Origin of the sequence: Thiothrix fructosivorans (assembly GCF_017349355.1) — a bacterium.
In the GTDB taxonomy this organism is placed as follows: domain Bacteria; phylum Pseudomonadota; class Gammaproteobacteria; order Thiotrichales; family Thiotrichaceae; genus Thiothrix; species Thiothrix fructosivorans.
On the sequence record NZ_JAFMPM010000008.1, the window covers coordinates 893295 to 917169 of the forward strand.

Annotated in this window: 22 protein-coding genes; 17 read left to right on the forward strand and 5 right to left on the reverse strand. The window is 53.1% G+C overall.

Going from position 1 to position 23875, the window contains the following annotated elements; genetic code table 11:
- Positions 1 to 246: 246 nt before the first annotated feature.
- Genes J1836_RS18610 through J1836_RS18645 form a run of 8 tightly spaced genes read left to right on the forward strand, consistent with a single transcriptional unit; the run spans position 247 to position 7784 of the window.
- Positions 247 to 1485 (forward strand): DUF1015 domain-containing protein, encoded by a 1239-nt coding sequence (locus J1836_RS18610; RefSeq protein ID WP_207252597.1) that lies wholly within the window; start codon positions 247 to 249, stop codon positions 1483 to 1485.
- A gap of 13 nt (positions 1486 to 1498) precedes the next feature.
- Positions 1499 to 2227: a pimeloyl-ACP methyl ester esterase BioH gene (bioH, locus tag J1836_RS18615; protein WP_242632919.1), complete on the forward strand. Its 729-nt coding sequence runs from the start codon at positions 1499 to 1501 to the stop codon at positions 2225 to 2227.
- Positions 2217 to 3089, forward strand: a complete 873-nt coding sequence (gene bioC, locus J1836_RS18620) for a malonyl-ACP O-methyltransferase BioC (RefSeq protein ID WP_207252598.1) — start codon at positions 2217 to 2219, stop codon at positions 3087 to 3089. Before bioH ends, bioC begins: the two co-directional genes overlap by 11 nt.
- A complete protein-coding gene (locus J1836_RS18625) occupies positions 3086 to 3328 on the forward strand; it encodes a CDGSH iron-sulfur domain-containing protein (RefSeq protein WP_207252599.1) in 243 nt (80 codons plus the stop codon). Before bioC ends, J1836_RS18625 begins: the two co-directional genes overlap by 4 nt.
- A gap of 57 nt (positions 3329 to 3385) precedes the next feature.
- Complete coding sequence (locus J1836_RS18630; protein ID WP_207252600.1) at positions 3386 to 3832, forward strand: hypothetical protein; 447 nt, start codon at positions 3386 to 3388, stop codon at positions 3830 to 3832.
- Positions 3819 to 4670: a DUF4743 domain-containing protein gene (locus J1836_RS18635; RefSeq protein ID WP_207252601.1), complete on the forward strand. Its 852-nt coding sequence runs from the start codon at positions 3819 to 3821 to the stop codon at positions 4668 to 4670. Before J1836_RS18630 ends, J1836_RS18635 begins: the two co-directional genes overlap by 14 nt.
- An 18-nt stretch (positions 4671 to 4688) precedes the next feature.
- Complete coding sequence (gene pepN, locus J1836_RS18640; RefSeq protein WP_207252603.1) at positions 4689 to 7304, forward strand: aminopeptidase N; 2616 nt, start codon at positions 4689 to 4691, stop codon at positions 7302 to 7304.
- A 33-nt stretch (positions 7305 to 7337) separates the two neighbouring features.
- Complete coding sequence (locus tag J1836_RS18645) at positions 7338 to 7784, forward strand: hypothetical protein (RefSeq protein ID WP_207252605.1); 447 nt, start codon at positions 7338 to 7340, stop codon at positions 7782 to 7784.
- 139 nt (positions 7785 to 7923) lie between these two features.
- Here the strand turns inward: J1836_RS18645 and J1836_RS18650 are convergent, their stop codons facing one another.
- Positions 7924 to 8397 carry a hypothetical protein gene (locus J1836_RS18650; protein ID WP_207252606.1) on the reverse strand — a complete coding sequence of 158 codons (474 nt, stop codon included), beginning with the start codon at positions 8395 to 8397 and terminating at the stop codon, positions 7924 to 7926.
- Positions 8398 to 8630: 233 nt separating this feature from the next.
- Here J1836_RS18650 and pta point away from each other — a divergent pair, with 233 nt between their 5' ends.
- The 4 genes from pta (at position 8631) to J1836_RS18670 (ending at position 13958) form a co-directional block, all read left to right on the forward strand.
- Positions 8631 to 10721, forward strand: coding sequence for a phosphate acetyltransferase (pta, locus tag J1836_RS18655; RefSeq protein WP_207252607.1), 2091 nt, complete (start codon positions 8631 to 8633; stop codon positions 10719 to 10721).
- Positions 10718 to 11857 carry an acetate/propionate family kinase gene (locus tag J1836_RS18660; RefSeq protein WP_207252608.1) on the forward strand — a complete coding sequence of 380 codons (1140 nt, stop codon included), beginning with the start codon at positions 10718 to 10720 and terminating at the stop codon, positions 11855 to 11857. The genes pta and J1836_RS18660 overlap by 4 nt, the downstream gene beginning before the upstream one ends.
- Complete coding sequence (locus J1836_RS18665) at positions 11814 to 13061, forward strand: FGGY-family carbohydrate kinase (RefSeq protein ID WP_242632920.1); 1248 nt, start codon at positions 11814 to 11816, stop codon at positions 13059 to 13061. Before J1836_RS18660 ends, J1836_RS18665 begins: the two co-directional genes overlap by 44 nt.
- Positions 13062 to 13220: 159 nt before the next feature.
- Positions 13221 to 13958 carry a TSUP family transporter gene (locus tag J1836_RS18670; protein ID WP_207252610.1) on the forward strand — a complete coding sequence of 246 codons (738 nt, stop codon included), beginning with the start codon at positions 13221 to 13223 and terminating at the stop codon, positions 13956 to 13958.
- A gap of 2 nt (positions 13959 to 13960) precedes the next feature.
- Here J1836_RS18670 and der read toward each other — a convergent pair whose 3' ends face one another.
- Positions 13961 to 15379 (reverse strand): ribosome biogenesis GTPase Der, encoded by a 1419-nt coding sequence (der, locus tag J1836_RS18675; protein WP_207252611.1) that lies wholly within the window; start codon positions 15377 to 15379, stop codon positions 13961 to 13963.
- A 60-nt stretch (positions 15380 to 15439) separates the two neighbouring features.
- Here der and J1836_RS18680 point away from each other — a divergent pair, with 60 nt between their 5' ends.
- Positions 15440 to 15982, forward strand: a complete 543-nt coding sequence (locus J1836_RS18680) for an NUDIX hydrolase (RefSeq protein WP_207252612.1) — start codon at positions 15440 to 15442, stop codon at positions 15980 to 15982.
- Here J1836_RS18680 and J1836_RS18685 read toward each other — a convergent pair.
- From J1836_RS18685 to trpE, 3 genes are read right to left on the reverse strand one after another with little or no spacing between them, the layout of a single operon-like run.
- The gene (locus tag J1836_RS18685) at positions 15963 to 16388 is read right to left on the reverse strand and encodes an RDD family protein (protein WP_207252613.1); all 426 of its coding nucleotides are present in this window, start codon (positions 16386 to 16388) and stop codon (positions 15963 to 15965) included. The genes J1836_RS18680 and J1836_RS18685 overlap by 20 nt on opposite strands.
- Positions 16378 to 16962, reverse strand: coding sequence for an anthranilate synthase component II (locus J1836_RS18690; RefSeq protein ID WP_207252614.1), 585 nt, complete (start codon positions 16960 to 16962; stop codon positions 16378 to 16380). The genes J1836_RS18685 and J1836_RS18690 overlap by 11 nt, the downstream gene beginning before the upstream one ends.
- Positions 16963 to 16972: 10 nt before the next feature.
- Positions 16973 to 18454 carry an anthranilate synthase component I gene (trpE, locus tag J1836_RS18695; RefSeq protein ID WP_207252616.1) on the reverse strand — a complete coding sequence of 494 codons (1482 nt, stop codon included), beginning with the start codon at positions 18452 to 18454 and terminating at the stop codon, positions 16973 to 16975.
- A gap of 188 nt (positions 18455 to 18642) precedes the next feature.
- Between trpE and J1836_RS18700 the strand changes: the two genes are divergently transcribed.
- The 4 genes from J1836_RS18700 to pheA all read left to right on the forward strand — a co-directional run bounded on the left by J1836_RS18700 (position 18643) and on the right by pheA (position 23844).
- The gene (locus tag J1836_RS18700; RefSeq protein ID WP_207252617.1) at positions 18643 to 19026 is read left to right on the forward strand and encodes a hypothetical protein; all 384 of its coding nucleotides are present in this window, start codon (positions 18643 to 18645) and stop codon (positions 19024 to 19026) included.
- Positions 19027 to 19097: 71 nt separating this feature from the next.
- Entirely contained in the window at positions 19098 to 21680 is a 2583-nt protein-coding gene (gene gyrA, locus J1836_RS18705) for a DNA gyrase subunit A (protein ID WP_207252618.1), read from the forward strand.
- A 3-nt stretch (positions 21681 to 21683) separates the two neighbouring features.
- Positions 21684 to 22766 (forward strand): 3-phosphoserine/phosphohydroxythreonine transaminase, encoded by a 1083-nt coding sequence (gene serC, locus J1836_RS18710; RefSeq protein WP_207252619.1) that lies wholly within the window; start codon positions 21684 to 21686, stop codon positions 22764 to 22766.
- Entirely contained in the window at positions 22759 to 23844 is a 1086-nt protein-coding gene (pheA, locus tag J1836_RS18715) for a prephenate dehydratase (protein ID WP_207252620.1), read from the forward strand. Before serC ends, pheA begins: the two co-directional genes overlap by 8 nt.
- Positions 23845 to 23875 lie beyond the last annotated feature (31 nt).

Consider the following 23875-nt stretch of genomic DNA (forward strand, 5'->3'; position numbering starts at 1 on the left):
CATAATGAACAAGCAAGTGTGCTAGTCGAGAGAAGCGCTGTGAATCTGTTATGCGATTTCATTAAGAACCTGTTATCGGCGTTGGTATTTGCCCGTAGTGCTCAGACCGTTATGGTTTGCGATGATGCAATAGATAAACGGGAATATCCAGCTCATTATAGAGTGTTGCGCAAGCCTTATGTTCCCCAAGTTGACCTCGATGATTATACTACGCGCACTTTTTAGTTTTGTGGAAAGGTTTCCTGCATGAATCTGATTGCGCCGTTTAAAGGGCTACGCCCTGCCCCTAATCGTGGTAGCGAGGTAATCGCGCCGCCCTATGACGTGCTGAACTCTGCCGAAGCTCGCGAGCGTGCTGACGGTAAGCCGTGGAGTTTCCTGCATATTTCCAAGCCAGAAATTGATTTGCCAGAAGATACCGACCCGTATAGCGCAGACGTTTATGCCAAGGCAGCGGAGAATCTGCATCGCATTGTGGACGCGGGTTTATTGATACGCGATGAACAGCCGTGTTACTACGTTTACCGTTTAATCATGGATGGGCATTCGCAAACGGGGCTGGTCGCGGGTGCATCGGTGGCGGATTACGACACGAATCGAATTCGCAAACATGAATTTACCCGCCCTGTGAAGGAGGATGATCGGGTACGCCAGATTGATGCGGTCAATGCGCAAACTGGCCCCGTGTTGCTCGCTTATCCTGCTGCGCCTGCGGTGGATGCGATTTTGGCGGCGGCATCACAAGGTGAACCCGCGCTGGATGTGACGGCGGATGATGGTATTCAACATACGCTGTGGGTGATTGACGATGCGGCAAGCATTGCCGCATTGACGGCGGCGTTTAATGCGATGCACGCTTTGTATATTGCGGATGGGCATCACCGTTCGGCAGCGGCTTCACGCATTGCGAAGATGCGCCATGAGCAAAACGGTAGTAGCGGGGTTGCGCCATGGGATTTCTTTTTGTCGGTGATTTTTCCTGCGCATCAGATGAAAATCTTTGACTACAACCGCGTGGTGAAGGATTTGCATGGCTTGGAAACGACGCAATTCCTTGCGGCAGTGGAAGAGCATTTTGCGTTAGAGCCTTCCGCTACGCCCGTGAAACCGACTGAGCCGGGTACGTTTGGGATGTATTTGGATAAGCAGTGGTTCAAATTGACCTTAAACGCTGCGCTAATGCCGCATGATGACCCGGTGGCACGCTTGGATGTGAGCCGTTTGGCGCGTTACTTGATTGAGCCGGTGTTGGGCATTAGTGATCCGCGTCGCGATGATCGTATTGATTTCGTGGGCGGCATTCGCGGCTTGGCTGGCTTGGAAAAGCGCGTGGATAGCGGCGAAATGGCGGTGGCGTTTTCACTGTTTGCGACCAGTATGCAGGATCTGATGTCGGTCGCTGATAATAATGATGTGATGCCGCCGAAGTCGACGTGGTTTGAACCCAAGTTGGCGGATGGTGTGGTGTCGTATTTGTTGGATTGAGTAGGAGTAATGTTTGTCTAGACCCCTCGTCCTCCTCCACGGCTGGGGAATGAACAGCCACGTCTGGCAGCCACTGCTGCCTACGTTGGCGCAACATGCCCAAGTTACCTGCATCGACCTAGCCGGACATGGCGCAAACAGCCATTTACCGCTGGGAACATTGGCGGAGGCAGTGGAGCAACTTGCGCCCCTCATTCCGCAAGATGCCATTATTATGGGCTGGTCACTCGGTGGTTTAATCGCGCAGGGTTTGGCGCACGCCTTGCCTGACCGCGTTGCCGCGCTGGTCTTGATTGCCAGCACGCCCAAATTTGTGGCTGAAGGTGATTGGGCGCACGGCGTATCCCCCGATCTATTGGCACTGTTCGGTAGAAGCCTGCAAACCGATTATCTCGGAACGGTGAAACGCTTTTTTGCGCTGCAATTCCTCAGCACCAAAACCGATACCCGCGTGGTGAATGCGTTGCGCGACCGCATTATGGAACATCCCGCCAGCATTGCCGCGTTGGAACAAGGCTTAACCATTCTGCAAACCGCCGATTTTTCGCAAACCCCTGTGACCCAACCTGCGCTGTGGCTATTGGGCAGGCTCGACAAGCTGATTCCCGCATCCTTAGCTGACGCACTGCCCGAAATGGGGTATAAGCACATCGCGCTGTTGGAGAGTGCCGCGCATGTACCCTTCGTTACCCACCCGGAGCTTTTCATGGAACATATCGAGACATTTCTGGATGCGCTCTGACACTGCTAACCCCTACCTGCTGGATAAGCGCAAAACCCGCCAAGGCTTTGAACGCGCCGCGCATACTTACGATGCCAACGCGGTATTGCAGCGTGAAATCGGCGAGCGTCTGCTGGAACGCTTGGATTTCATCAAGATGCAGCCCGAAACCGTGCTCGACCTCGGTTGCGGCACGGGTGCAATCAGCGCACATTTGCTGAAGCGGTACAAAAAAGCCCGCGTCATTGGTGTCGATCTTGCCGTTAATATGGTGCAAAAAACGCGGCAACGCGGCGGTTGGTTTCGTAAGCCACAAGGCGTGTGCGCCGATGCCAATCACCTGCCATTTCAGCCGCAATGCGCGGACATGCTGATGTCCAACCTAATGCTGCAATGGTGCAATGATTTGCCCGCCGTGTTTGGCGAATGGGTGCGCGTATTGAAGCCGAACGGTTTGCTGATGTTTGCCACCTTCGGCCCCGATACGCTCAAGGAATTGCGGGCAAGCTGGAGTCAGGTGGATGGCTTTACCCACACCAGCCGCTTTGCCGATATGCACGATGTGGGCGATGCGCTGTTGCAAGCCGGTTTTCGCGATCCGGTGGTGGATATGGAAACCATTACGCTGACCTACGCCGATGTGCGCGGCTTGTTGCGTGATCTGAAAGGCATCGGCGCAAACAACGCCACACACGGGCGCAATCACGGCTTGACCGGCAAAGCACACCTACAGGCTTTTTTGCAGGCTTACGAATACTTTCGTCAAGAAGATGGGCTTTATCCCGCCACCTACGAAGTGGTGTATGGTCACGCTTGGGCACCGACCTTGTTGCCCAGCAAATTGCCTGAAAAATTCATTCCGATTATGAGGAGTAAGTCATGAGTGACCCCGTTATTGCGCAGAAAAAACCGTGTGTAGTGGAACTGGAAGCCGCTCAAAGCTATTGGTGGTGTACCTGCGGTCGTTCTGCCAATCAGCCGTTTTGCGACGGTTCACACAAGGGGACGGATTTTACTCCGCTGGAATTCACCGTAACGGAAAGTAAAAAATACGGCTTGTGCGCCTGTAAACACACTAAAAATGCGCCGTTTTGTGATGCAGCTCATCGTGATCTAAGATAAGCTTTGTCTTAGGTATGCTAAAGTTAGGCCAATTCTTTGGGTAGTTGGCTCATAACAATGCAAAAAACATATACCATTCAATCCCTTGTTTGCACCGAAATGTCGCCCGGTAAAGGCTCAATGGTCTGGCAATTGCGTGATGTGGCGGATGACCGCGTGCGTAAAGTCAACGGTCTGAGCACTTTGGATAAACAGGGGGTGATTGAATCCGTGCGCTCGATCTATACCCGCGAAGCTCCGTTGGTCGAAGAACTTTTGCTGCATCAGGAAGGTGATACTTTCACCATCGACTTTAGCGGTTTTAACAAAGTGCAGGGCTATATTGACCGTGAGATGTACGCCGATCTGCAAAAATCCGAACGTTTGTCGTGTATGGTCGGTAAATTATGGCGGACACTTGCTGTGGTGGGAATTCTGGTTGTACTCTCGCTGGGGTGGATGCTGAATACCAGCATGACCAAGTTTTCCCAGCAACAACCGTTGATACATCATGAGCTACCTTGACCGCATTTATGCTTGCAATAATTTTGAACCCACTCACTACCGTGCATTATTGATCGACGGCAAAGTCTACGGGCAAATCAAACCCGACTTCTCCGCACACTTGGCACAGTGGGCAGATATTTTTACCGTAACGGATACGACGGTGGTGTTAAATCCCGCACTGGGTGATTACGCCACACGAACGGCAGCGGTTGCGCCTGTGTTCCGGGCGTTGTACGAACAAGGCGTGATTGATAGCTGGGTGGCAGAAGCCTATCCAATCACCCACAGTTTCGGTGGTCACGCTGAATTAGAAATCGAACGGGCGGCGACCAATTTCATGGGGGTGAAAACCTTCGGCATCCACGTTAACGGTTTGGTGCAAACGGCTAACGGCGTTGAGGTCTGGGTAGGCACGCGCTCGTTGGATAAACCTTTCTGGCCGGGCAAGCTCGATCAGATGGTGGCAGGCGGTCAGCCCGTCGGCTTAGGTTTGCTGGAAAATGTCATTAAAGAGTCGCAAGAAGAAGCGAATATCCCACTAGCATTGGCACAACAAGCACAAGCGATTGGTACGATTCCTTACCAGCAAGCAGGCTGGCGCGGTTTGGATAATTCCACCATTTACGTGTATGACTTGTGGTTGCCAGAAGATTTTGTGCCGGAAAATACTGATGGTGAAGTCATTGCATTTGAGCGAATTCCTTTAGCAGAAATAGCGCATCTGACGGAAACCACGGAAGCATTCAAGGACAATTGCACCTTGGTCAATATTGATCTTTTATTGCGCATGGGATTAATTACGCCGCAACATCCTGATCATGCTGCTATTCTCAAAGCCTTATACATTGCTGGTTAATACAAAAGAGATAAAAAAATGAAACAAGGTGAACCTAAAACCATTTATTTGCAGGACTACACCGCACCTGCTTATCGCGTGGATGCGGTATCGTTGGTGTTTGAATTGGGCGAAGATGCTACCCGCGTGACTAGTGTGGCAAATTACCGCCGCGCTTCAGGTGTTGCTGCTGATGCGCCGTTGGAACTCTTCGGCGAAAACCTCGAATTGTTGGAAATCCGCCTGAACGGTTTGCCGCTAACGGCTACCGATTACAGCGTGAGCGACACGGGGATGAGCATCCCGAACGTATCCGCATTGTGTACGTTGGAAATCGTGACGCGCATTTACCCGCAGAAAAATACCTCGTTGGAAGGTTTGTACCAAACCAGTGGCAATTTCTGCACGCAATGCGAGGCGCAAGGTTTCCGCAAAATTACCTATTACCCCGACCGCCCCGATGTCATGACCGTATTTACTACGCAGATTCTGGCGGATAAGCAGAAATACCCCGTGCTGCTTTCCAACGGCAATTTGACGGGTAGCGGCGATTTGGCGGATGGCAGACATTGGGCGCGTTGGGAAGATCCGTTTCAGAAACCAGCGTATTTATTCGCGCTGGTGGCGGGAAATTTGCAGCACGTAGAAGACCATTACACCACGCTGTCCGGTCGTGATGTGACCTTACGCATCTACACCGAAGCGCACAATATCGACAAGTGTGACCACGCCATGCAGTCGCTCAAGCGTGCCATGCACTGGGATGAACAGCGCTTTGGGCTGGAATACGACCTCGATATTTACATGATTGTGGCGGTCGACGACTTTAATATGGGGGCGATGGAAAACAAGGGGCTGAACGTATTCAACTCCAAGTTGGTATTCGCCAGCCCCGCCACGGCGACGGATATGGATTACGTCAGCATTGAAGCGGTGATCGGGCATGAGTATTTCCACAACTGGACGGGCAACCGCGTGACCTGCCGCGATTGGTTTCAGTTATCGTTGAAGGAAGGCTTGACGGTATTTCGCGATCAAGAATTTACCTCTGATCTGCATTCACGCTCGGTGAAGCGCATTGAAGATGTGCGGATGTTGCGTACCCATCAGTTTGCGGAAGATGCCAGCCCGATGGCGCATCCGATTCGCCCGTCGTCTTATATGGAAATCAATAACTTCTACACCGTGACGGTTTATGAGAAGGGGGCGGAAGTGGTGCGTATGTACCAAACCTTGTTGGGGCGTGACGGTTTCCGCAAGGGCATGGATTTGTATTTCCAGCGGCATGACGGACACGCGGTTTCCACCGAAAATTTTCTGGCAGCAATGGCGGATGCTAACGCAGCCGATTTAAGCCAGTTCCAGCGTTGGTATGATCAAGCGGGTACGCCGGACGTGGCAGTGCGCATGGCTTACGACGCGGCGGCGCAAACGTGTACGCTGCATTTCACCCAAACCTGCCCTGCAACGCCAGAAGCAGCGGTGAAATCGCCGTTCTTGATTCCAATCGAAGTGGGTTTGTTGAATAGCCACGGGCAAGACATGCTCGGTACGCAAGTATTGCGCCTCACCGAAGCCGAGCAAACGTTCAGCTTTAGCGATGTGCCGGAACAACCTGTGCCGTCGTTGCTGCGCGGGTTTTCTGCGCCGGTCAAACTGAGCTACCCGTATACCGCCGCCGATTTGGTGTTTCTGATGAAGCATGACAGCGATGCGTTTAATCGCTGGGATGCGGGGCAACGCTTGGCGATGCAAACTATCCTTAGCTTGCTGGCAGCGCATCAGCAACAGGAAGCCTTCGGATTGGAACACGATTTTATCAGTGCGTATCAGGCGATTCTTACCGATGCCACCTTGGATCATGCTTTACGTGCTGAAGCCTTGACGCTGCCATCCGAGGCCGATATTGCGGAACGGGCGCGACCGTCTGACCCTGAAGCGATTCACACGGTACGCGAATTCATCCACGCGACGTTGGCGAAAGCCTTGCGCTTGGATTTGGAAACGTTGTACGCCGACTTGCACGCGCAAGGGCAGGGCGACTATTCACCGGATGCGGCAAGCATTGGGCGGCGTAGTTTGAAAAATGTTTGTCTGGCGTATTTGGGGCGGATTCAGGATGACAGTATCCACGAAACGTGTCTGCAACAGTACATGACCGCAGGCAATATGACCGATGCAATGGCGGCATTGTCGGTATTGAGCCGCATTGAATGTCCGCAACGGGAAGTCGCTTTGCAACATTTCCACGACCGTTGGCAGCACGATGCGTTGGTGATGGATAAATGGTTTGCCCTGCAAGCCACCTCGTCATTGCCGGATACGCTGCAACAAGTGCAAGGATTGATGCAACACCCGCTGTTCGATTTGCGCAATCCGAATAAAGTACGGGCATTGGTGGGTAGTTTTGCGATGCGTAACCCATTGCATTTCCACGCGCCAGACGGCAGCGGTTACGCGTTCCTCACCGACCGCGTGCTGGAATTGGATGCAATGAACCCACAAATTGCCTCACGCATGGTGCGCCCATTGATGAACTGGCGGCAGTACGAAACGATTCGTAGCGGTTTGATGAAAGCCCAACTGGAGCGCATTCAAACGCACGCGGGTTTGTCGGGGGATGTGTATGAAATCGTGAGCAAGAGTCTGGTATAATCCGCCGACATTCACTTGAGAAGAGGGCATCTGATGAAAATGACGAGTTTGAAAGCGCTAGGGCTGGCAGCCTTGTTGATGGTTGGCGGTAACGCAATTGCTGATGAAGTATGGAACAGCAACGTTGGGCGTATTGTGTACGCTGATGAAATCGGCCCAACGTCGGTATTTGCTTATGGCTCTGCGGAAGATCCGGGTGTGGTCTACATTTTGGGTTTGGCTAAAGTCTACCAAAACCGTGGTACGTATGATGGTTACTGGGCAAAAAACAAGGCTAAAGTGGAATGCACCACCGAGCGTCCCGGCATTTACGGCAATATGACGAAGTTCTGGGGGCGTTACCAGATCAAGTTCCTCGACAAAGGTTTCCCAGCACGTTGGGAAGCGACGTGGAGCTACTGTGATGGCGCAGCAGAAAAAGTGAAAATTGAAGCAACCCCAGCGGTCGCCGAAGCGGCTACCACAGCGCCAGCAAAATAAGCGACGCTTTCGCCCATAAAAAAGGGTCAACCCGCCCACGTTGGTTGACCCTTTGCCCCTAATCCCAATCCTTGGTTATCTTAATCCCCAGCCCTGTTTAGCCCTTTATCAAACAGCCCCCTATTTGTTCACCGTACACTTATTTAGCGTGTTGTGCGTATGGCATTGGTGGTGCTTTGTCGTGACCTCTGCCTTGATCAAACTGCCCGTGTTGCATCTTGTCTGATTTAACCGGCGCAGGTTGATGTTGATCACGTTGATCACGTTTGCCATCGTGGCGCTCATCTTTCTTCACTACCACTTTATTGTTGGACAGCTTGGTAATCAGTTTGTTCAATGCGACTTCTTGATCGGCTACGTTAGCGCGTTCACGCTTGGTAACTTTATGATCTTTCAACGCGGCTTTGACGGATGTACCTAATGTACGCAGTTCTTTGCGTACTTGGCGTTCTTCGCTTTGAGTCAGCTTGCCGCTTTTAACGCCCGCATCAATACGCATATCCAATTGGGCGATATTCACATCCAAACGTTGGTGTTGTGCGTGTGGTGCTGCCATTGCCACAGACGATGTGAACAGTGCGCCAGCGATCAGTGCGCTTGAGAATAACGTCATCTTTTTCAATTTGTTTCCCCAGTTAGTGTGTGTGAAGCGAAAGTGTTTTGCCTTTCGATGGGTAACAATACGTGCCAATCAAGCAAGAAATAGGATTGAATTGTGTAAAAACAAAGGATGTATATGTACTGCTTAACCATTTCGACATAAAACCTCATTGGCAGTTACCCCCGTATTGCTTTATTATGATTGCTGCAACGCACAAAATTACTGGAATTCTAAGGGGTACAAGCGTGTTTCATAGCATTTACATAGCAGGGGCAGAACCCCACAGTGGCAAATCCATTATTGTGTTGGGCATGATGGAAATGCTCCGCGCCATGACACCCAAGGTCGGTTTCTTCCGCCCCGTTATTCTCGAAAATAACGGACGCGACCCGCTGATTCACCTGATTTCCAAGCGTTATGACTTGGATATGAGTGGCAGTGAACTGTACGGCGTGACCCAAGATGTTGCCCGCAAAATGGTGGCAGAAGGTAACCACGATGAACTCCTCAAACTGATCCTCGCCAAATACCGCGCTGTACAAGAAAAAATGGACATCGTGGTGTGCGCTGGCACGGATTTCACGGGCGCAAGCTCGGCGCTGGAACTCGATTTCAATGCCAGCCTTGCGAATCACTTCGGGTGCTTGTTCCTGCCTGTCATCAAAGGACATGGGCGCACGGCGGGTGAAATTGCCGATGCAGTCCGCATGTTGGAAGAGCATTTGGATGCGGGGCAACATTGCGAATTGCTCGCTGCCTTTGCTAATCGCGTGCCGCCACATGAAGTGGATGAGCTGTCAGCATTGTTGCAAGGTTCACGCTTCCCGTTTTACGTGTTGCCTGAAAAGAGTGCGTTGGAACGCCCCACCGTGGGGGAAATTGCCCGCGCCTTGCATTTCGATTGCCTCTATGGCACGCCCCAGTCGATGAACCATGAGGTATCGCGCTACAAGGTGGCGGCGATGCAGGTGCAAGATTTCCTTGATCATTTGGAAAATTGCACGCTGATTATTACCCCCGGCGACCGTTCCGACATTATTCTCGGCAGTTTGGCAGCGGATGCTTCCAGCAATTACCCGTTGATTGCAGGGCTAGTGCTGACGGGTGGGCAAAAACCTGCGCCGCAAGTCAGCAAATTGCTGGAAGGCATGAATCCGTTGCGTTTGCCGATTCTGTCTTCGCCGCTGGATACTTTCGAGACGGCGCTGAAAGTGAATGAAGTCGAGGGTAGCATTTTGCCCTCCGACGAGCGCAAGATTGCGGTGGCATTGGGGTTGATGGAATCGCATGTGGATATGCACCAGTTGCGTCAGTTGATTATCCAGAACGTGGGGCAGCGCATGACCCCGCTGATGTTTGAATACGAGCTGATTCAACGTGCTAAGTCGCAGCGTAAGCACATTGTGTTGCCGGAAAGTAACGATGAGCGCGTGTTGCGGGCAGCAGAAATTCTTTCCTTACGTGAAGTGGTGCAAGTGACCTTGCTGGGTGTGGATGCGGAGGTTCGTGCTAGAGCGTCGCACTTAGGCTTGAAGTTGCGTGATGTGGCGATTATTGACCCGCGCACGTCGCCGTTACGTCAGGAATTTGCGGATGCGTATTACAAGCTGCGCGAGCATAAGTGTAGTGCGTTTTCGTATGCGTGGGATTCGATGGCGGATGTTAGCTACTTCGGCACGATGATGGTGCATCTGGGCTATGCCGACGGCATGGTATCCGGTGCGGCGCATACGACTCAACACACCATTCGCCCTGCGTTTGAAATCATTAAAACCAAGCCAAATTGCTCACTGGTTTCCAGCGTATTTTTCATGTGTTTGGAAGATCGGGTGTTGGTGTACGGCGATTGCGCGGTCAACCCTAATCCGAATGCGGAACAATTGGCTGACATCGCGGTAACGTCTTCCGACACGGCACGGATGTTTGGAATTGAGCCACGCACGGCGTTGCTGTCGTATTCGTCGGGTGAATCCGGCAAAGGTGATGACGTGGAAACCGTGCGTAGCGCGGTGCAACTGGCTCATGCACGTCGCCCTGATCTGAAACTCGACGGCCCGATTCAATACGATGCTGCTGTGGATGCGGAAGTCGGTAGCTCTAAAATGCCGAATAGCGAAGTCGCAGGTAAAGCCACGGTCTTTATTTTCCCCGACCTCAATACAGGGAATAACACGTACAAAGCGGTGCAACGTTCGGCGAATGCCGTTGCCATTGGTCCGGTGTTGCAAGGCTTGAACAAGCCGGTTAACGACCTCAGCCGTGGTTGCACGGTGACAGACATTGTGAATACCGTGGTTATTACCGCGATTCAGGCACAACAGGAGATGGCAGCATGAAAATTTTGGTGCTGAATGCAGGCAGTTCGTCTATCAAATACCAAGTGTTCGGCATGGAGGCGCAACAAGTGCTGGTCGGTGGGCTGATTGATCGGATTGGCGAAGCAGGCAGTGAGATGGCGTCGCATCAGGATGCACTGGCGCGGATTATTCGGCATTTGCAAGCGGCAGGTATTACCGACATTCAGGCGATTGGTCATCGCGTCGTGCATGGCGGTGAACATTTCAAGCAGCCTGCACTGATTGATGCGGAAGTCATCGCGACGATTCGGGCGATGATTCCGCTCGCCCCGTTGCACAATCCGGCGAATTTGCAGGGGATTGAAGTGGCGCAACGGCTGTTTCCGGGTGTGCCGCAAGTGGCGGTGTTTGATACAGCATTTCACCAAACCATGCCGCCCGTGGCGTTTCGTTATGCGCTGCCAGCGGAGCTGTATACGGAATATCGGGTGCGCCGTTATGGCTTTCACGGCACGTCCCACCATTATGTAGCGCAACAAGCGGCGGCGTATTTGCAACGCGATTTAGCGGATCTCAATTTGATTACGTTGCACCTCGGCAATGGCTGTAGTGCTGCTGCGATTGCCAAGGGTCATAGCGTCGATACGTCGATGGGCATGACCCCGCTGGAAGGTTTGGTGATGGGGACACGTTGCGGTGATATTGACCCCGCGCTGCATTTTTATTTGCAACGCGAAACGGGGCTGTCCCCTAATGATGTGGAAACACTCCTCAATAAAAAAAGCGGTCTGAAAGGTTTGTGCGGTGTTGGTGATATGCGCGAAGTGCAAACACTGGCGGATACGGGCGATACCGATGCGCAATTGGCAGAAGCGATGTTTGCTTATCGGGTGAAAAAATATGTCGGTGCGTATATTGCGGTCCTGGGTCGGGTGGATGCGGTGATTTTCACCGGCGGTATCGGCGAACATTCTGCGCGTATTCGGGCGCAAGTGTGCGCGAATTTGCAGGTATTCGGCATATACCCTGACCCTGCCAAAAATGCCCCGCATGGTACTGGCATTCTGGAATTCCAACAGGAAGCTGCTACCCTCAAGCTTTTGGTCATTCCGACCAATGAGGAGCTTGAAATTGCCCGCAGTACCGAACAACAGTTGTTATTACGCCGGAATTGATCTCGGCACATCGGGTTGCCGTCTGATCGTTATTGATGGTAATCAGGTGGTGCGGGCAGAAGCGCGGGTGATTTATCCGGCGAATATCGCGCAAACGCCAGACCTATGGTGGGCAGCGGTGCAACAGGTATTAGCGGAACTGCCTGCGGCTATTCGCGAGCATTTGCGGGGAATTGCAGTCGATGGCACGTCTGGCACGCTCTTGCTGGCAGATGCGGCGGGTAATCCTACTACGCCTGCCTTGATGTATAACGATGCGCGAGCGCTGCTACAAGCACAACGGATTGCCGCGCTTGCGCCGAGAGAGAGTGGGGCGCATGGCGTAACTAGCAGCCTAGCCAAACTGCTCTGGTTGTTGGAAGCGTACCCTGATCAACCGCACGCTTATGCCCTGCATCAAGCGGATTGGATTGCGGGCAAATTGGCGGGGCATTTCGGTTTTAGTGATGAGAATAATTGCCTGAAGTTGGGTTATGACCCGGTGAAACGTGAATGGTCTGCATGGGTGAAAGCGTTAGTGCCGGAAGCGTTGTTACCCAAGGTCTATGCACCGGGGGATAGAATTGTGGAAAGCCTTGTACACGCTGGTACGACCGATAGCATCGCCGCTTTCATCGCGACTGGGGCGAGCGAGTTAGGCGATGCAGTGACTTCGCTCGGCAGCACGATTGCCCTCAAAATCATCAGCGACAAACCTATCTTTGCGCCAGAATTCGGCATTTACAGCCATCGTTTAGGCGATAAGTGGTTAGCAGGGGGCGCATCTAATAGCGGTGGGGCGGTGTTGTTGCAGTATTTTTCCCGCGATGATTTGCAGCGTTTGACTCCGCAACTCAGACCTGAAATCCCGACGGGATTGGATTATTACCCGCTGACGAAAACAGGGGAACGTTTTCCTCATGCGAATCCGCAGTGGCTACCCCGCTTAACCCCACGCCCTGCCGACGATGTACAATTCCTGCAAGCGCTGTTGGAAGGGATGAGCCGGATTGAGCAGGAAGGTTGGCAACGCTTGCATGAACTGGGTGCGCCTTACCCTAAAACGCTGCGTACTGTCGGTGGTGGCAGCCGCAACCCTGCATGGATGCAGATGCGGGCAAAATTGATCGGTGTGTCGCTTGTGCCGTCTAAACACGACGAAGCAGCGTTTGGAGCGGCATTATTGGCTTGTGGTACTATGCAACGATCATTTCAATGTGCTTAATCCGCGTAAAGAATCAACCAACTGGTGAATTTTGATGGATGGATTGACTCTGGTCTGCATCGACCTACCCCACCAATAACCTGCTATAATTTCCACCATGGTGGGACTGATCAATAAACTTTATAGAATCTGAATTAACAAAAAATAGGCAAAATTTTCATGGAATTACTCTTAGCCCTATTCGTCATCGCCATTATCGCAGGTTGGGTTGATTCCATCGGCGGCGGCGGCGGGCTGATCTGCATCCCTGCCTTACTGTGGGCAGGTTTTAGTCCGCTGGAAACACTGGCGACCAACAAATTGCAAGCCAGTTTCGGCTCATCCACCGCCGCGCTCAACTACACCCGTCACGGCTTGATCGATGTGAAAGGGCAAAAACTGGCAATCATGCTCACCTTTCTCGGCTCCGTCGGCGGTACATTGTTGGTGCAGCAAATCGACTCCAGCTTGCTGGAAAAAGCGATTCCGGTATTGCTGATCTTGTTCGCGCTGTATTTCTTATTCTCACCGAAAATCAGCGATGCGGATAAACACCAAGTCATTTCACCCAAAACGTTTGCGATGACCGTCGGCATTGGGGCAGGTTTCTACGACGGTTTTTTTGGACCCGGTGCAGGCACATTTTTCACAATGGGCTACGTGGCGTTGCTGGGGTTTGGTTTGCCAAAAGCGACGGGTAATACCAAACTGCTGAATTTCACCAGCAATATTGCATCGCTGCTGTTCTTCGCGCTTTCAGGGCATATCGTCTGGTTGGCAGGTTTGGTGATGGGGGTAGGGCAGGTGATCGGCAGTTACCTCGGTTCGCACATGGCGGTCAAGCACGGCACGCGCCTGATCCGCCCTGTCCTAGTAACCGTGTCGTTACTGGTTTCGCTCAAACTGTTGTTAGATTAAGCTTACTTCTTTTTCTTCTCACTCTTCTTAATCTTGTGAATACGCGCATCCTGCCGTTTCTTGGTGTGTTCCTGACGCGGTGTCAGCGTATTGCGCTTGCCTTCATACGGATTTTCGCCGCCTTTGTATTCAATCCGCACCTGACTACCGACTAATTTTAGGGTTTTGTGGAAATAGTTGGTCAGGTAGCGCGTATACATATCCGGCACGTAATCGGTACGATTGCCGTGAATAATGACGCGGAATGGGTTGCTGCCGCCTTGGTGGGCGTAGCGCAATTTGATGCGTTGCCCACGGGTCAGTGGCGGCTGATGCTGTTGCACCGCCATTTCCAGAATGCGCGTCAAACGCGGGGTTGGCACTTTGAGCATGGCGGAATCGTAAGCGCGTTTCACCGCCGTATACAGCAAGCCGACGTTAGAGCCATGCAGTGCGGAGATGAAATACTTTTCGGCGAAATCGAGGAACGGCAGTTTGATTTCAAGCTGTTGCTTGATCCACTCGCGGTCGTCGGATTCCATGCCATCCCATTTGTTGACCGCCAGCACCAAGGCTTTGCCCGCGTCCAAAATCAGCCCCAGTAAGTGCGCATCTTGGTCGGTGATGCTGTCGTGTGCATCCACCAGCATAATGACGACATGGCAACGTTGAATCGCATCCAGCGTTTTGATAATGCTGAACTTTTCAATGGTTTCATCCACGCGGCTGCGGCGGCGTACCCCAGCGGTATCGATCAGGGTGTAGGTTTGCCCATCGCGTTCAAACGGAATGAAAATACTGTCACGGGTCGTGCCCGGTTGGTCGAACGCAATCACGCGCTCTTCGCCCATAATGCGGTTGATCAGGGTCGATTTGCCCACGTTCGGGCGACCTACGAAGGCAATGCGGATGCTGCCGTCGTCTTCCTCTTCTTCCTCGACATCGAAATCCGCGCCGAGGCTATCGAGTACCGCCGTCATGAGCACGGTGACGCCGCGCCCTTGCACCGCTGCAATCTGGAAGACTTCAGTGAAGCCGAGCGCGTAAAATTCGGCGGAGGCTTGATCCGCATCCACGCCGTCGATTTTATTGACGAGCAGGTAAACTGGCTTGCCCATCACGCGGATGTCTTGCGCAATCTGTTGGTCGGCGGCAGTCAGCCCTTGCTTGCCATCGACGATGAACAGGATGGCATCGGCTTCCTGCATCGCGGCGCGGGTTTGTTTCGCCATGTGTTCGTCGATACCGGCTTCTTCACCGCTCAAACCGCCAGTGTCGATCAGCATGTAGCTGCGTCCGTTGAGGTCGCCAGTGCCGTATTTGCGGTCACGCGTTAGGCCAGGGAAGTCCGCCACCAGCGCATCACGCGAGCGGGTCAGGCGGTTGAATAGGGTGGATTTACCGACATTGGGGCGGCCAATCAGTGCGAGGACGGGTTTCATGGTATAAACAGCACAACAGAAAACGAAGCCGGGTAGGATACCATTATTTCAGGAGAAAACATGAATTATTGCAGCGACTGTGGCGCAACGGTGAGTTTGAAGATTCCCGAAAACGATGAACGGATGCGTTTCGTGTGTGATACGTGTGGGATGATTCATTACCAAAATCCGAAGATTGTGGCGGGCGTATTGTCGGTGCGGGGTGAACAGGTGTTGCTGTGCCGTCGGGCAATTGCGCCGCGTTATGGTTTGTGGACGTTGCCTGCGGGCTTCATGGAAAACGGCGAAACCACCGATCAGGCGGCGGCGCGTGAGGCGCATGAAGAGGCAAATGCTACCTTGCGTGATTTACGGCTGTATACGGTGATTAGTGTGCCGCATGTCAGCCACGTCCATGTGATTTACCGCTGCGAATTGGTGTCGGATGATTTTGCGCCGGGGGTGGAAAGTTTGGAAACGCGCTTGTTCCATGAGCATGAGATTCCGTGGGATGAGTTGGCATTCCACACGGTGCGCAAGACGCTGGAATGCTTTTTTCATGACCGCAAGCAAGGGGTGTTTCCAGTGCACAATTTGGCGTTTACTATAGCCTTACCAACCTAGTATGAGAAAAACGGTCGTGCCACGTCAGCCTGTTTGGGTCGAACAGCGAAATCAGGAATCCCACGCCTAGCGCTGCCCAACTGAGGATTGCCCACCCAAAGCGGGATCTGGCTTGCTGCCAGTTGAGGGCTTGCCCCGCCTCAGTTACCACGCGCACTTTCCATGCTCGCATTCCCAATGTTTGCCCGCCGTGCGTCCAGAACCAGCCGAAGAAGCCGTAGGTCATGGCTGCGTATACCAGAATCATGATGACATCAGGCACTTTTGCCCCTGTTAATGCAGTGAAAGCGTAAGCGGGAATGGCGGCGATAATCACTACGCTGAAACCAGCGAGTACGGTGTCATAAATGATTGCGCCGAGGCGACGGAGTAGGGTGGCGGGTTCAGCCGTTTTGTTATTTCCCATCCAAGAAATTCCTCAACATATCATGCCCATATTGGGTCAGGATGGATTCGGGGTGGAATTGCACACCTTCCACGGGCAGCGTTTTGTGGCGCACACCCATGATTTCATCCAGCTTGCCATCCGCCGTTTCTGTCCACGCGGTAATTTCCAGACAGTCGGGGATGGTTTCCTGTTCGATTACTAGCGAATGGTAGCGGGTGGCTTCAAATGGGCTGGGTAAGCCAGTGAAAACGCCCGTGCCGTTGTGATGTACCAAGGAAATTTTGCCGTGCATGATTTCTTTGGCGCGGATGATTTTGCCGCCGAAGGCTTGCCCGATGGATTGATGCCCAAGGCATACGCCCAAAATGGGAATCTTGCCTGCAAAACGCAGCAACGTTGGGATGGAAATGCCCGCTTCCGTCGGTGTGCAAGGCCCCGGCGACAGCACGATTTTGTCCGGTGCAATGTCGTCAATCGCTTCGACGGGGATTTCGTCGTTGCGCACTACCTGCACGTCCGCACCGAGTTCGCCGAAGTATTGCACGAGGTTGTAGGTAAAGCTGTCGTAATTGTCGACCATGAGCAGTTTCATCTTCATCCCCTTACTTATGTTTGCCGTTTAAGCCAGACAACGCCGCACTAGCCGCACGGAATACCGCCCGCCCTTTGTTCATGGTCTCATCCCATTCCGATTGCGGCACGGAGTCGTAAACCACGCCCGCACCCGCCTGAATATACAGCACGTCATCCTTGATCACGGCGGTACGAATCGCAATCGCGGTATCCATATTGCCATTCCACGCCAGATAGCCGACTGCGCCCGAATACACGCCGCGCTTCACAGGTTCGAGTTCGTCAATAATTTCCATCGCACGGATTTTCGGCGCACCGCTGACGGTTCCGGCGGGGAATGTAGCGCGTAGTACGTCCATCGCATCCAGACCGGGCAGTAGTTTGCCAGTGACGTTGGAAACGATGTGCATGACGTGCGAATAGCGTTCCACGATCATTTTGTCGGTGAGTTTGACCGAGCCGATTTCGCTGACGCGCCCGGCATCGTTGCGCCCAAGGTCGATCAACATCAGGTGTTCAGCCAGTTCTTTGGGGTCGTTGAGGAGTTCGGTTTCGAGTTCCTTGTCGCGTTGTTCGGTGTCACCTCGGCGGCGCGTTCCGGCAATCGGGCGCACGGTAATCACGTCATCTTCGAGGCGCACCAGAATTTCTGGCGAGGAACCGACGATGTGGAAATCGCCCAGATTGAGGAAATACATGTACGGCGACGGGTTGAGGCGGCGCAAGGCACGGTACAAATCCAGCGGTGGCGCGGCAAACGGAATGCTCATGCGCTGTGACAGCACCACTTGCATAATGTCGCCTGCTTTGATGTATTCCTTGGCATCCAGCACCGCTTGCTTGAAACCGTCTTCGGTGAAGCCGGAAATGAAGTCGCTTTCTTCCACCTGTGTCGCTTTGGGGGCGGGTTGGTAGAGGCGGCGGGCTTCTTGCAACTGGCGTTCGAGCGCGTCGAGGCGTTGCTGGGCTTGCTGGTAGCCGTTGGCTTCCGCCAAAACGATTAAGTGCAATTCACCGCGCAAATTGTCGAAGACCACGACTTCATCCGACACCATTAGCACGATGTCGGGCGTACCAAGCGGGTCGGGCTTGTCGCGTCCGTTGGCGAGCTTTTTCTCGATGTAGCGGATGGTTTCGTAGCCGAAATAGCCGACCAGCCCGCCGTTGAAGCGCGGCAGGTCTTCGATGTCGGGTACGTTGTATTGCTGCTGGAATGCGGTAATCCACGCCAGCGGGTCAGCTACGTCGACACTTTCCATGGGCTGATGGGCGCGATGCAGTTCCACCCGCAGCCCAAACACCTTGATGATGGTTTGTGCTGGCAAGCCGAGCATGGAATAACGTCCCCATTTTTCCCCGCCCTGCACGGACTCGAACAGGTAGGAATAGGGCGCGTCAGCGAGTTTGAGGTAGGCACTTAACGGGGTATCAAGGTCTGCCAGAATGGTACGGCGGACAGGAACGCGGTTGTAGCCTTGGGCAATATAGGTATCAAAGATGTCCTGATTCATGAGAACTTCCAAATAAAACGGTCAACGAAACACTTCCAGCGGAGGGTATCAGCAGGAACGCCATCGCCACGTTGTACTTGGAAAGTGTTGCATCATGCGCAGTTGATCAGGTTGAATAATGGCGGAGAGTCTATCATAGGCTTTCTGGAACTGTTACGGAAAAATGGTGGTCAACAGGAGACGCAGAAATGCCAACAACGGAAAAATTGCTACTAAGTGTCGTTGAACGCGGTGGCTACCCCGATTTTACGCCGCTCTACCAGCGTTTGGGCTACAACGTGGCGCGGGAAACCAATATGCGCAAAGTATTGCAATTCCTAAAGAAAAACACGCCAGCGGTGATCGTGGCTGAGTTTAATTTCCAATCGGATTTTCGTGATCGCACCAGCAGCCTCGAATCCATGATGGCGGTGGTGCAGCGGATGCCGGAGACACGAGTCGTGGTATTTTATGACCGCGAATATGCCCACCAGTTGGCACGCTTGACGGAGCGCTTCCCGTTGCTGCTAACGCTGCGTTTTCCACTTGCCGAAGCCGATATAGAACGCGCCTTAGCCAATCCAAGCGGTTAACGCAAATGCGCACATCCATACTTTTTCTGGTATAATCGTGCACTTCATGATTTAGGTGATCGAACAATAATATGGCCACATTTGCCAAGGAAATTATCCCGGTTAATCTCGAAGATGAAATGCGTCAGTCCTATCTGGACTACGCTATGAGTGTCATCGTCGGGCGTGCTTTACCAGACGTGCGCGACGGTTTGAAACCCGTCCACCGCCGCGTGTTGTTTGCCATGAGCGAACTCGGCAACGAATGGAACAAGCCCTACAAAAAATCCGCCCGTATCGTCGGTGACGTGATCGGTAAATACCACCCGCACGGTGATACCGCCGTGTACGACACGATGGTACGCATGGCGCAACCGTTCTCGCTGCGTTACATGCTGGTGGATGGGCAAGGTAACTTTGGTTCTGTGGATGGCGATTCGCCTGCGGCGATGCGTTACACCGAAGTGCGCATGTCCAAAATTGCCCATGAATTGCAAATGGACATCGACAAAGAAACCGTCGATTTCGTCCCCAACTACGACGGCAATGAAAAAGAACCCAGCGTGTTCCCCACGCGCTTACCCAACCTGCTGATCAACGGTTCATCCGGTATTGCGGTTGGGATGGCGACGAATATTCCCCCGCACAACCTCACCGAAACCGTGAATGCGTGCCTCGCGCTGCTGGCTGATCCCGATATGGACATCAGCGATTTGATGGAATACCTGCCGGGGCCTGATTTCCCCACCGCCGGTATTATCAATGGCGCACGCGGTATCCGCGATGCTTACCACACCGGCAAAGGGCGCATCTACGTCCGCGCCCGTGCCAATGTTGAAGTCGATGAACGCACGCACCGTGAAACCATCATCGTTACCGAGTTGCCGTATCAGGTGAACAAGGCGCGTTTGCTGGAAAAAATTGCTGATCTGGTCAAAGAGAAAAAGCTCGAAGGCATCTCCGAATTGCGCGACGAATCCGACAAAGATGGGATGCGCATGGTGATTGAACTCAAGCGCGGCGAATCCGGCGAAGTCATCATCAATAATCTCTACAAGCAAACCCAGATGCAGAGCGTATTCGGCATCAATATGGTGGCGTTGATCGACGGTCAACCGCGTTTGCTGAACTTGAAAGACATACTGGCAGCCTTCCTGCGTCACCGCCGCGAAATCGTCACGCGCCGCACCATTTTTGAAGTACGCAAAGCTCGCGAACGCGCCCATATCCTCGAAGGTTTGGCGGTGGCGCTCTCCAATATCGACGACATTATTACGCTGATTAAATCCGCGCCTAGCCCTGCCGATGCCAAACTCGGTTTGGTGGCACGCGCTTGGAATGCAGGTATTGTCAGCGACATGCTCAGCCGTTCGGGTGCGGATACTTGTCGCCCGGACGATTTGCCTGAGCAATACGGTTTGCGTCCTGACGGCTATTGGCTCTCCGAAGTACAAGCCCAAGCGATTTTGGATTTACGCCTGCATCGCCTGACGGGTTTGGAAAAAGACAAGATCATTGCCGAATACCGCGAATTGCTGGAAAAGATTGCGGATTTGCTGGAAATTCTCGCCAATCCTGATCGTTTGCTGCAAGTAATCCGCGATGAATTGCTGCTGGTACGCGATACCTACGGCGATGCACGCCGCACCGAAATCAACGTGGTCGGCGAAGATCTGTGCATGGAAGACCTGATTGCTGACGAAGAAGTGATGGTCACGTTCTCGCACGCGGGTTACGCCAAAGCACAAACGCTGGATACTTACCGTGCGCAAAAACGCGGCGGGCGTGGCAAAGCAGCGACGGCGATGAAAGACGAAGATTTCATCGAAAAGCTCTTCGTCGCGAGTATGCACGACACCTTGCTGTGCTTCTCCAGCCGTGGGCGCATGTATTGGCTGAAAGTTTACCAGTTGCCCATGGGCGGACGTGGTGCTCGCGGCAAGCCAATGGTCAACTTGCTGCCATTGGAAGAAGGCGAACGCATTAATGCGGTGCTGCCGATTCGCGAATACGCCGAAGACAAATACATTTTCATGGCAACTTCGGAAGGCACGGTGAAAAAGACCTCGCTGGCGGATTTCTCGCGTCCACGCACGGCGGGGATTATTGCGGTGGATCTGCGTGACGGCGACCAATTGGTTGATGTAGCCGTGACCAATGGCGATAACGAAGTTATGTTGTTCAGCACGTCCGGCAAAGCGATTCGTTTCCACGAATCGGATGTGCGGGCGATGGGACGGACAGCGGCAGGCGTGCGTGGTATCCGCATGGACGAGGGGCAGGAAGTCAACGCGCTAATCATTTTGGGCGAAGGCGAATTGCTGATTGCCACTGAAAATGGTTACGGCAAACGCACGCGTGCGGAAGAATTCTCGCAGCAAGGGCGCGGCGGACAAGGTGTGATTGCAATCCAAACCTCTGACCGTAACGGTAACGCTGTGGGTGCGGTGCAAGTGCGCGAAGATTGCCAAATCATGCTCATCACTGACGGTGGTACATTGGTGCGCACCCCGGTCGCTGACGTTTCCATTGTCGGGCGCAATACGCAGGGTGTGACCCTGATTCGCCTCAATGATGGGGAAAAATTAGTGCAAATTGCGCCGATTTTGACCGATGCTAGCGATATAGCCGACGACGATGACACGGCGACCGATGTAAGCGACGATCAGGAATAAGTCATGAGTAGAGTATTCAATTTCAGCGCAGGCCCTGCGGTATTGCCCGAAGCGGTTTTGGCGCAAGCGCAAGCGGAGATGTTGGACTGGAATGGTTGTGGGATGTCGGTGCTGGAAATGAGCCACCGCGAGAAACATTTTGCGTCGATTGCCGCGCAAGCCGAAGCGGATTTACGTGAATTGCTGGATATTCCGAGTCATTACAAAGTGTTGTTTTTGCAAGGCGGCGCATACAGCCAGTTTTCGATGATTCCAATGAATTTATTGCGCGGCAAAGCCCGCATGGATTACGTCGACACGGGTGACTGGTCATCGAAAGCGATTGATGAAGCACGACGTTATGGCGATGTGAATGTGGTTGCGTCGAGCAGTGCGGGCAATTACACCAGCATTCCTGATCAGGCGAGCTGGCAATGTGACCCGAATGCGGCGTATTTGCACTACACGCCGAATGAAACCATTCGCGGTGTTGAGTTTGGTTTTGTGCCGGATGCAGGCGATGTGCCGTTAGTGGCAGATTTCTCGTCCACGATTTTGTCGCGTCCGATTGATGTGAGTCGGTTTGGCTTGATCTACGCGGGGGCGCAAAAGAACATTGGCCCCGCCGGGTTAACCATCGTGATTGTGCGTGAGGATTTGCTGGGGCAAACCGTGCCGTGTACGCCGGTCATGTTTGATTACAAAGTGCAGGCGGATAACGGTTCGATGTACAACACGCCGCCCACTTACGCATGGTATTTGGCAGGTTTGGTGTTTAAGTGGTTGAAAGCGCAAGGTGGCTTGTCAGCAATGGCAGCGATTAACGAGCGCAAAGCCAGCAAGTTATACACAGCCATCGACGGTTCAGATTTTTATCACTGCCCCGTTGACCTGATGTGCCGTTCATGGATGAATATACCGTTTACGCTGGCAAAGCCCGCCTTGGATAAGGCATTTGCTGCCGAAGCCGAACAAGCTGGATTGGTTTCCTTAAAAGGACACCGTTCTGTCGGTGGGATGCGTGCCAGTCTTTACAACGCCATGCCGGAAGCCGGTGTGGATGCTTTGATTCATTTCATGCAGGACTTCGCCCAACGCAATGGCTGATACATTCGATTTGCAAGCAATCCGCGTGCGCATTGATGCGCTGGATACCCAAATTCTTGCGTTGCTGAACGAACGCGCTAGCTGTGCAGAACAAGTGGCGCACGCGAAGTTGGCGGAAGACCCGAACGCGACGTTTTACCGCCCCGAACGCGAGGCGCAAATCCTCACGCGAATGCAGTCGCTGAATACGGGACCCTTGCGCGATGAACAGGTGACGCACTTGTTCCGCGAAGTGATTGCCTCGTGTTTGGCGCTGGAAGAATCCATGCGCATTGCGTATTTGGGGCCAGCGGGTACGTTTACGCAAGAAGCGACCTTCAAGCATTTCGGGATGAATGTCGGTACATTGCCGGTGGATTCCATTGCGCAAGTGTTCCGCGAAGTCGAAGCGGGCAGGGTGCGCTACGGCGTGGTGCCGATTGAAAATTCTACCGAAGGCGTGATTACGCACACGCTGGATATGTTTATGCAGTCCAGTTTGCGGATTTGCGGGGAAATATCCTTGCGTATTCACCAAAACTTGATGTGCCGCCATGGGGAGTGGCAAGGTGTGCAGAAGGTGTATGCACACGCACAATCGTTGGCGCAATGCCGCTATTGGCTGGATAAGCATTTGCCTCATGCCGAGCGCATTCCGGTGAGCAGCAATGCGGAAGCGGCGCGGTTGGTATCCAATGATGATAGCGCAGCGGCGTTGGGGAGTCGGCAAGCTGCGCCGATTTATGGCTTGCACATTGTGCAGGACAGCATCGAAGATAATCCGAACAACACCACGCGCTTTTTGGTGATTGGTGATCAAGTGGTCACGCCGAGCGGTAATGACCGCACCTCCTTACTGGTTTCCACCCGCAATCGCCCCGGTTCGCTGTATCATTTACTGAAACCGTTGGCGGAAAATGGCGTGGATATGACGCGCATCGAATCACGTCCGGCACGCACGACTAATTGGGAATACTTTTTCTTTTTGGATGTGCGTGGGCATGAGCAGGATGCGGATATTAGCGGTGCATTAGCGGCGCTGCGTGACGAAGCGGAAGTGGTGCGCGTCCTAGGATCTTACCCCGTCGCTATCATCTAAAACGTTTTGGAAATAGGGGCGAAAAATGCTT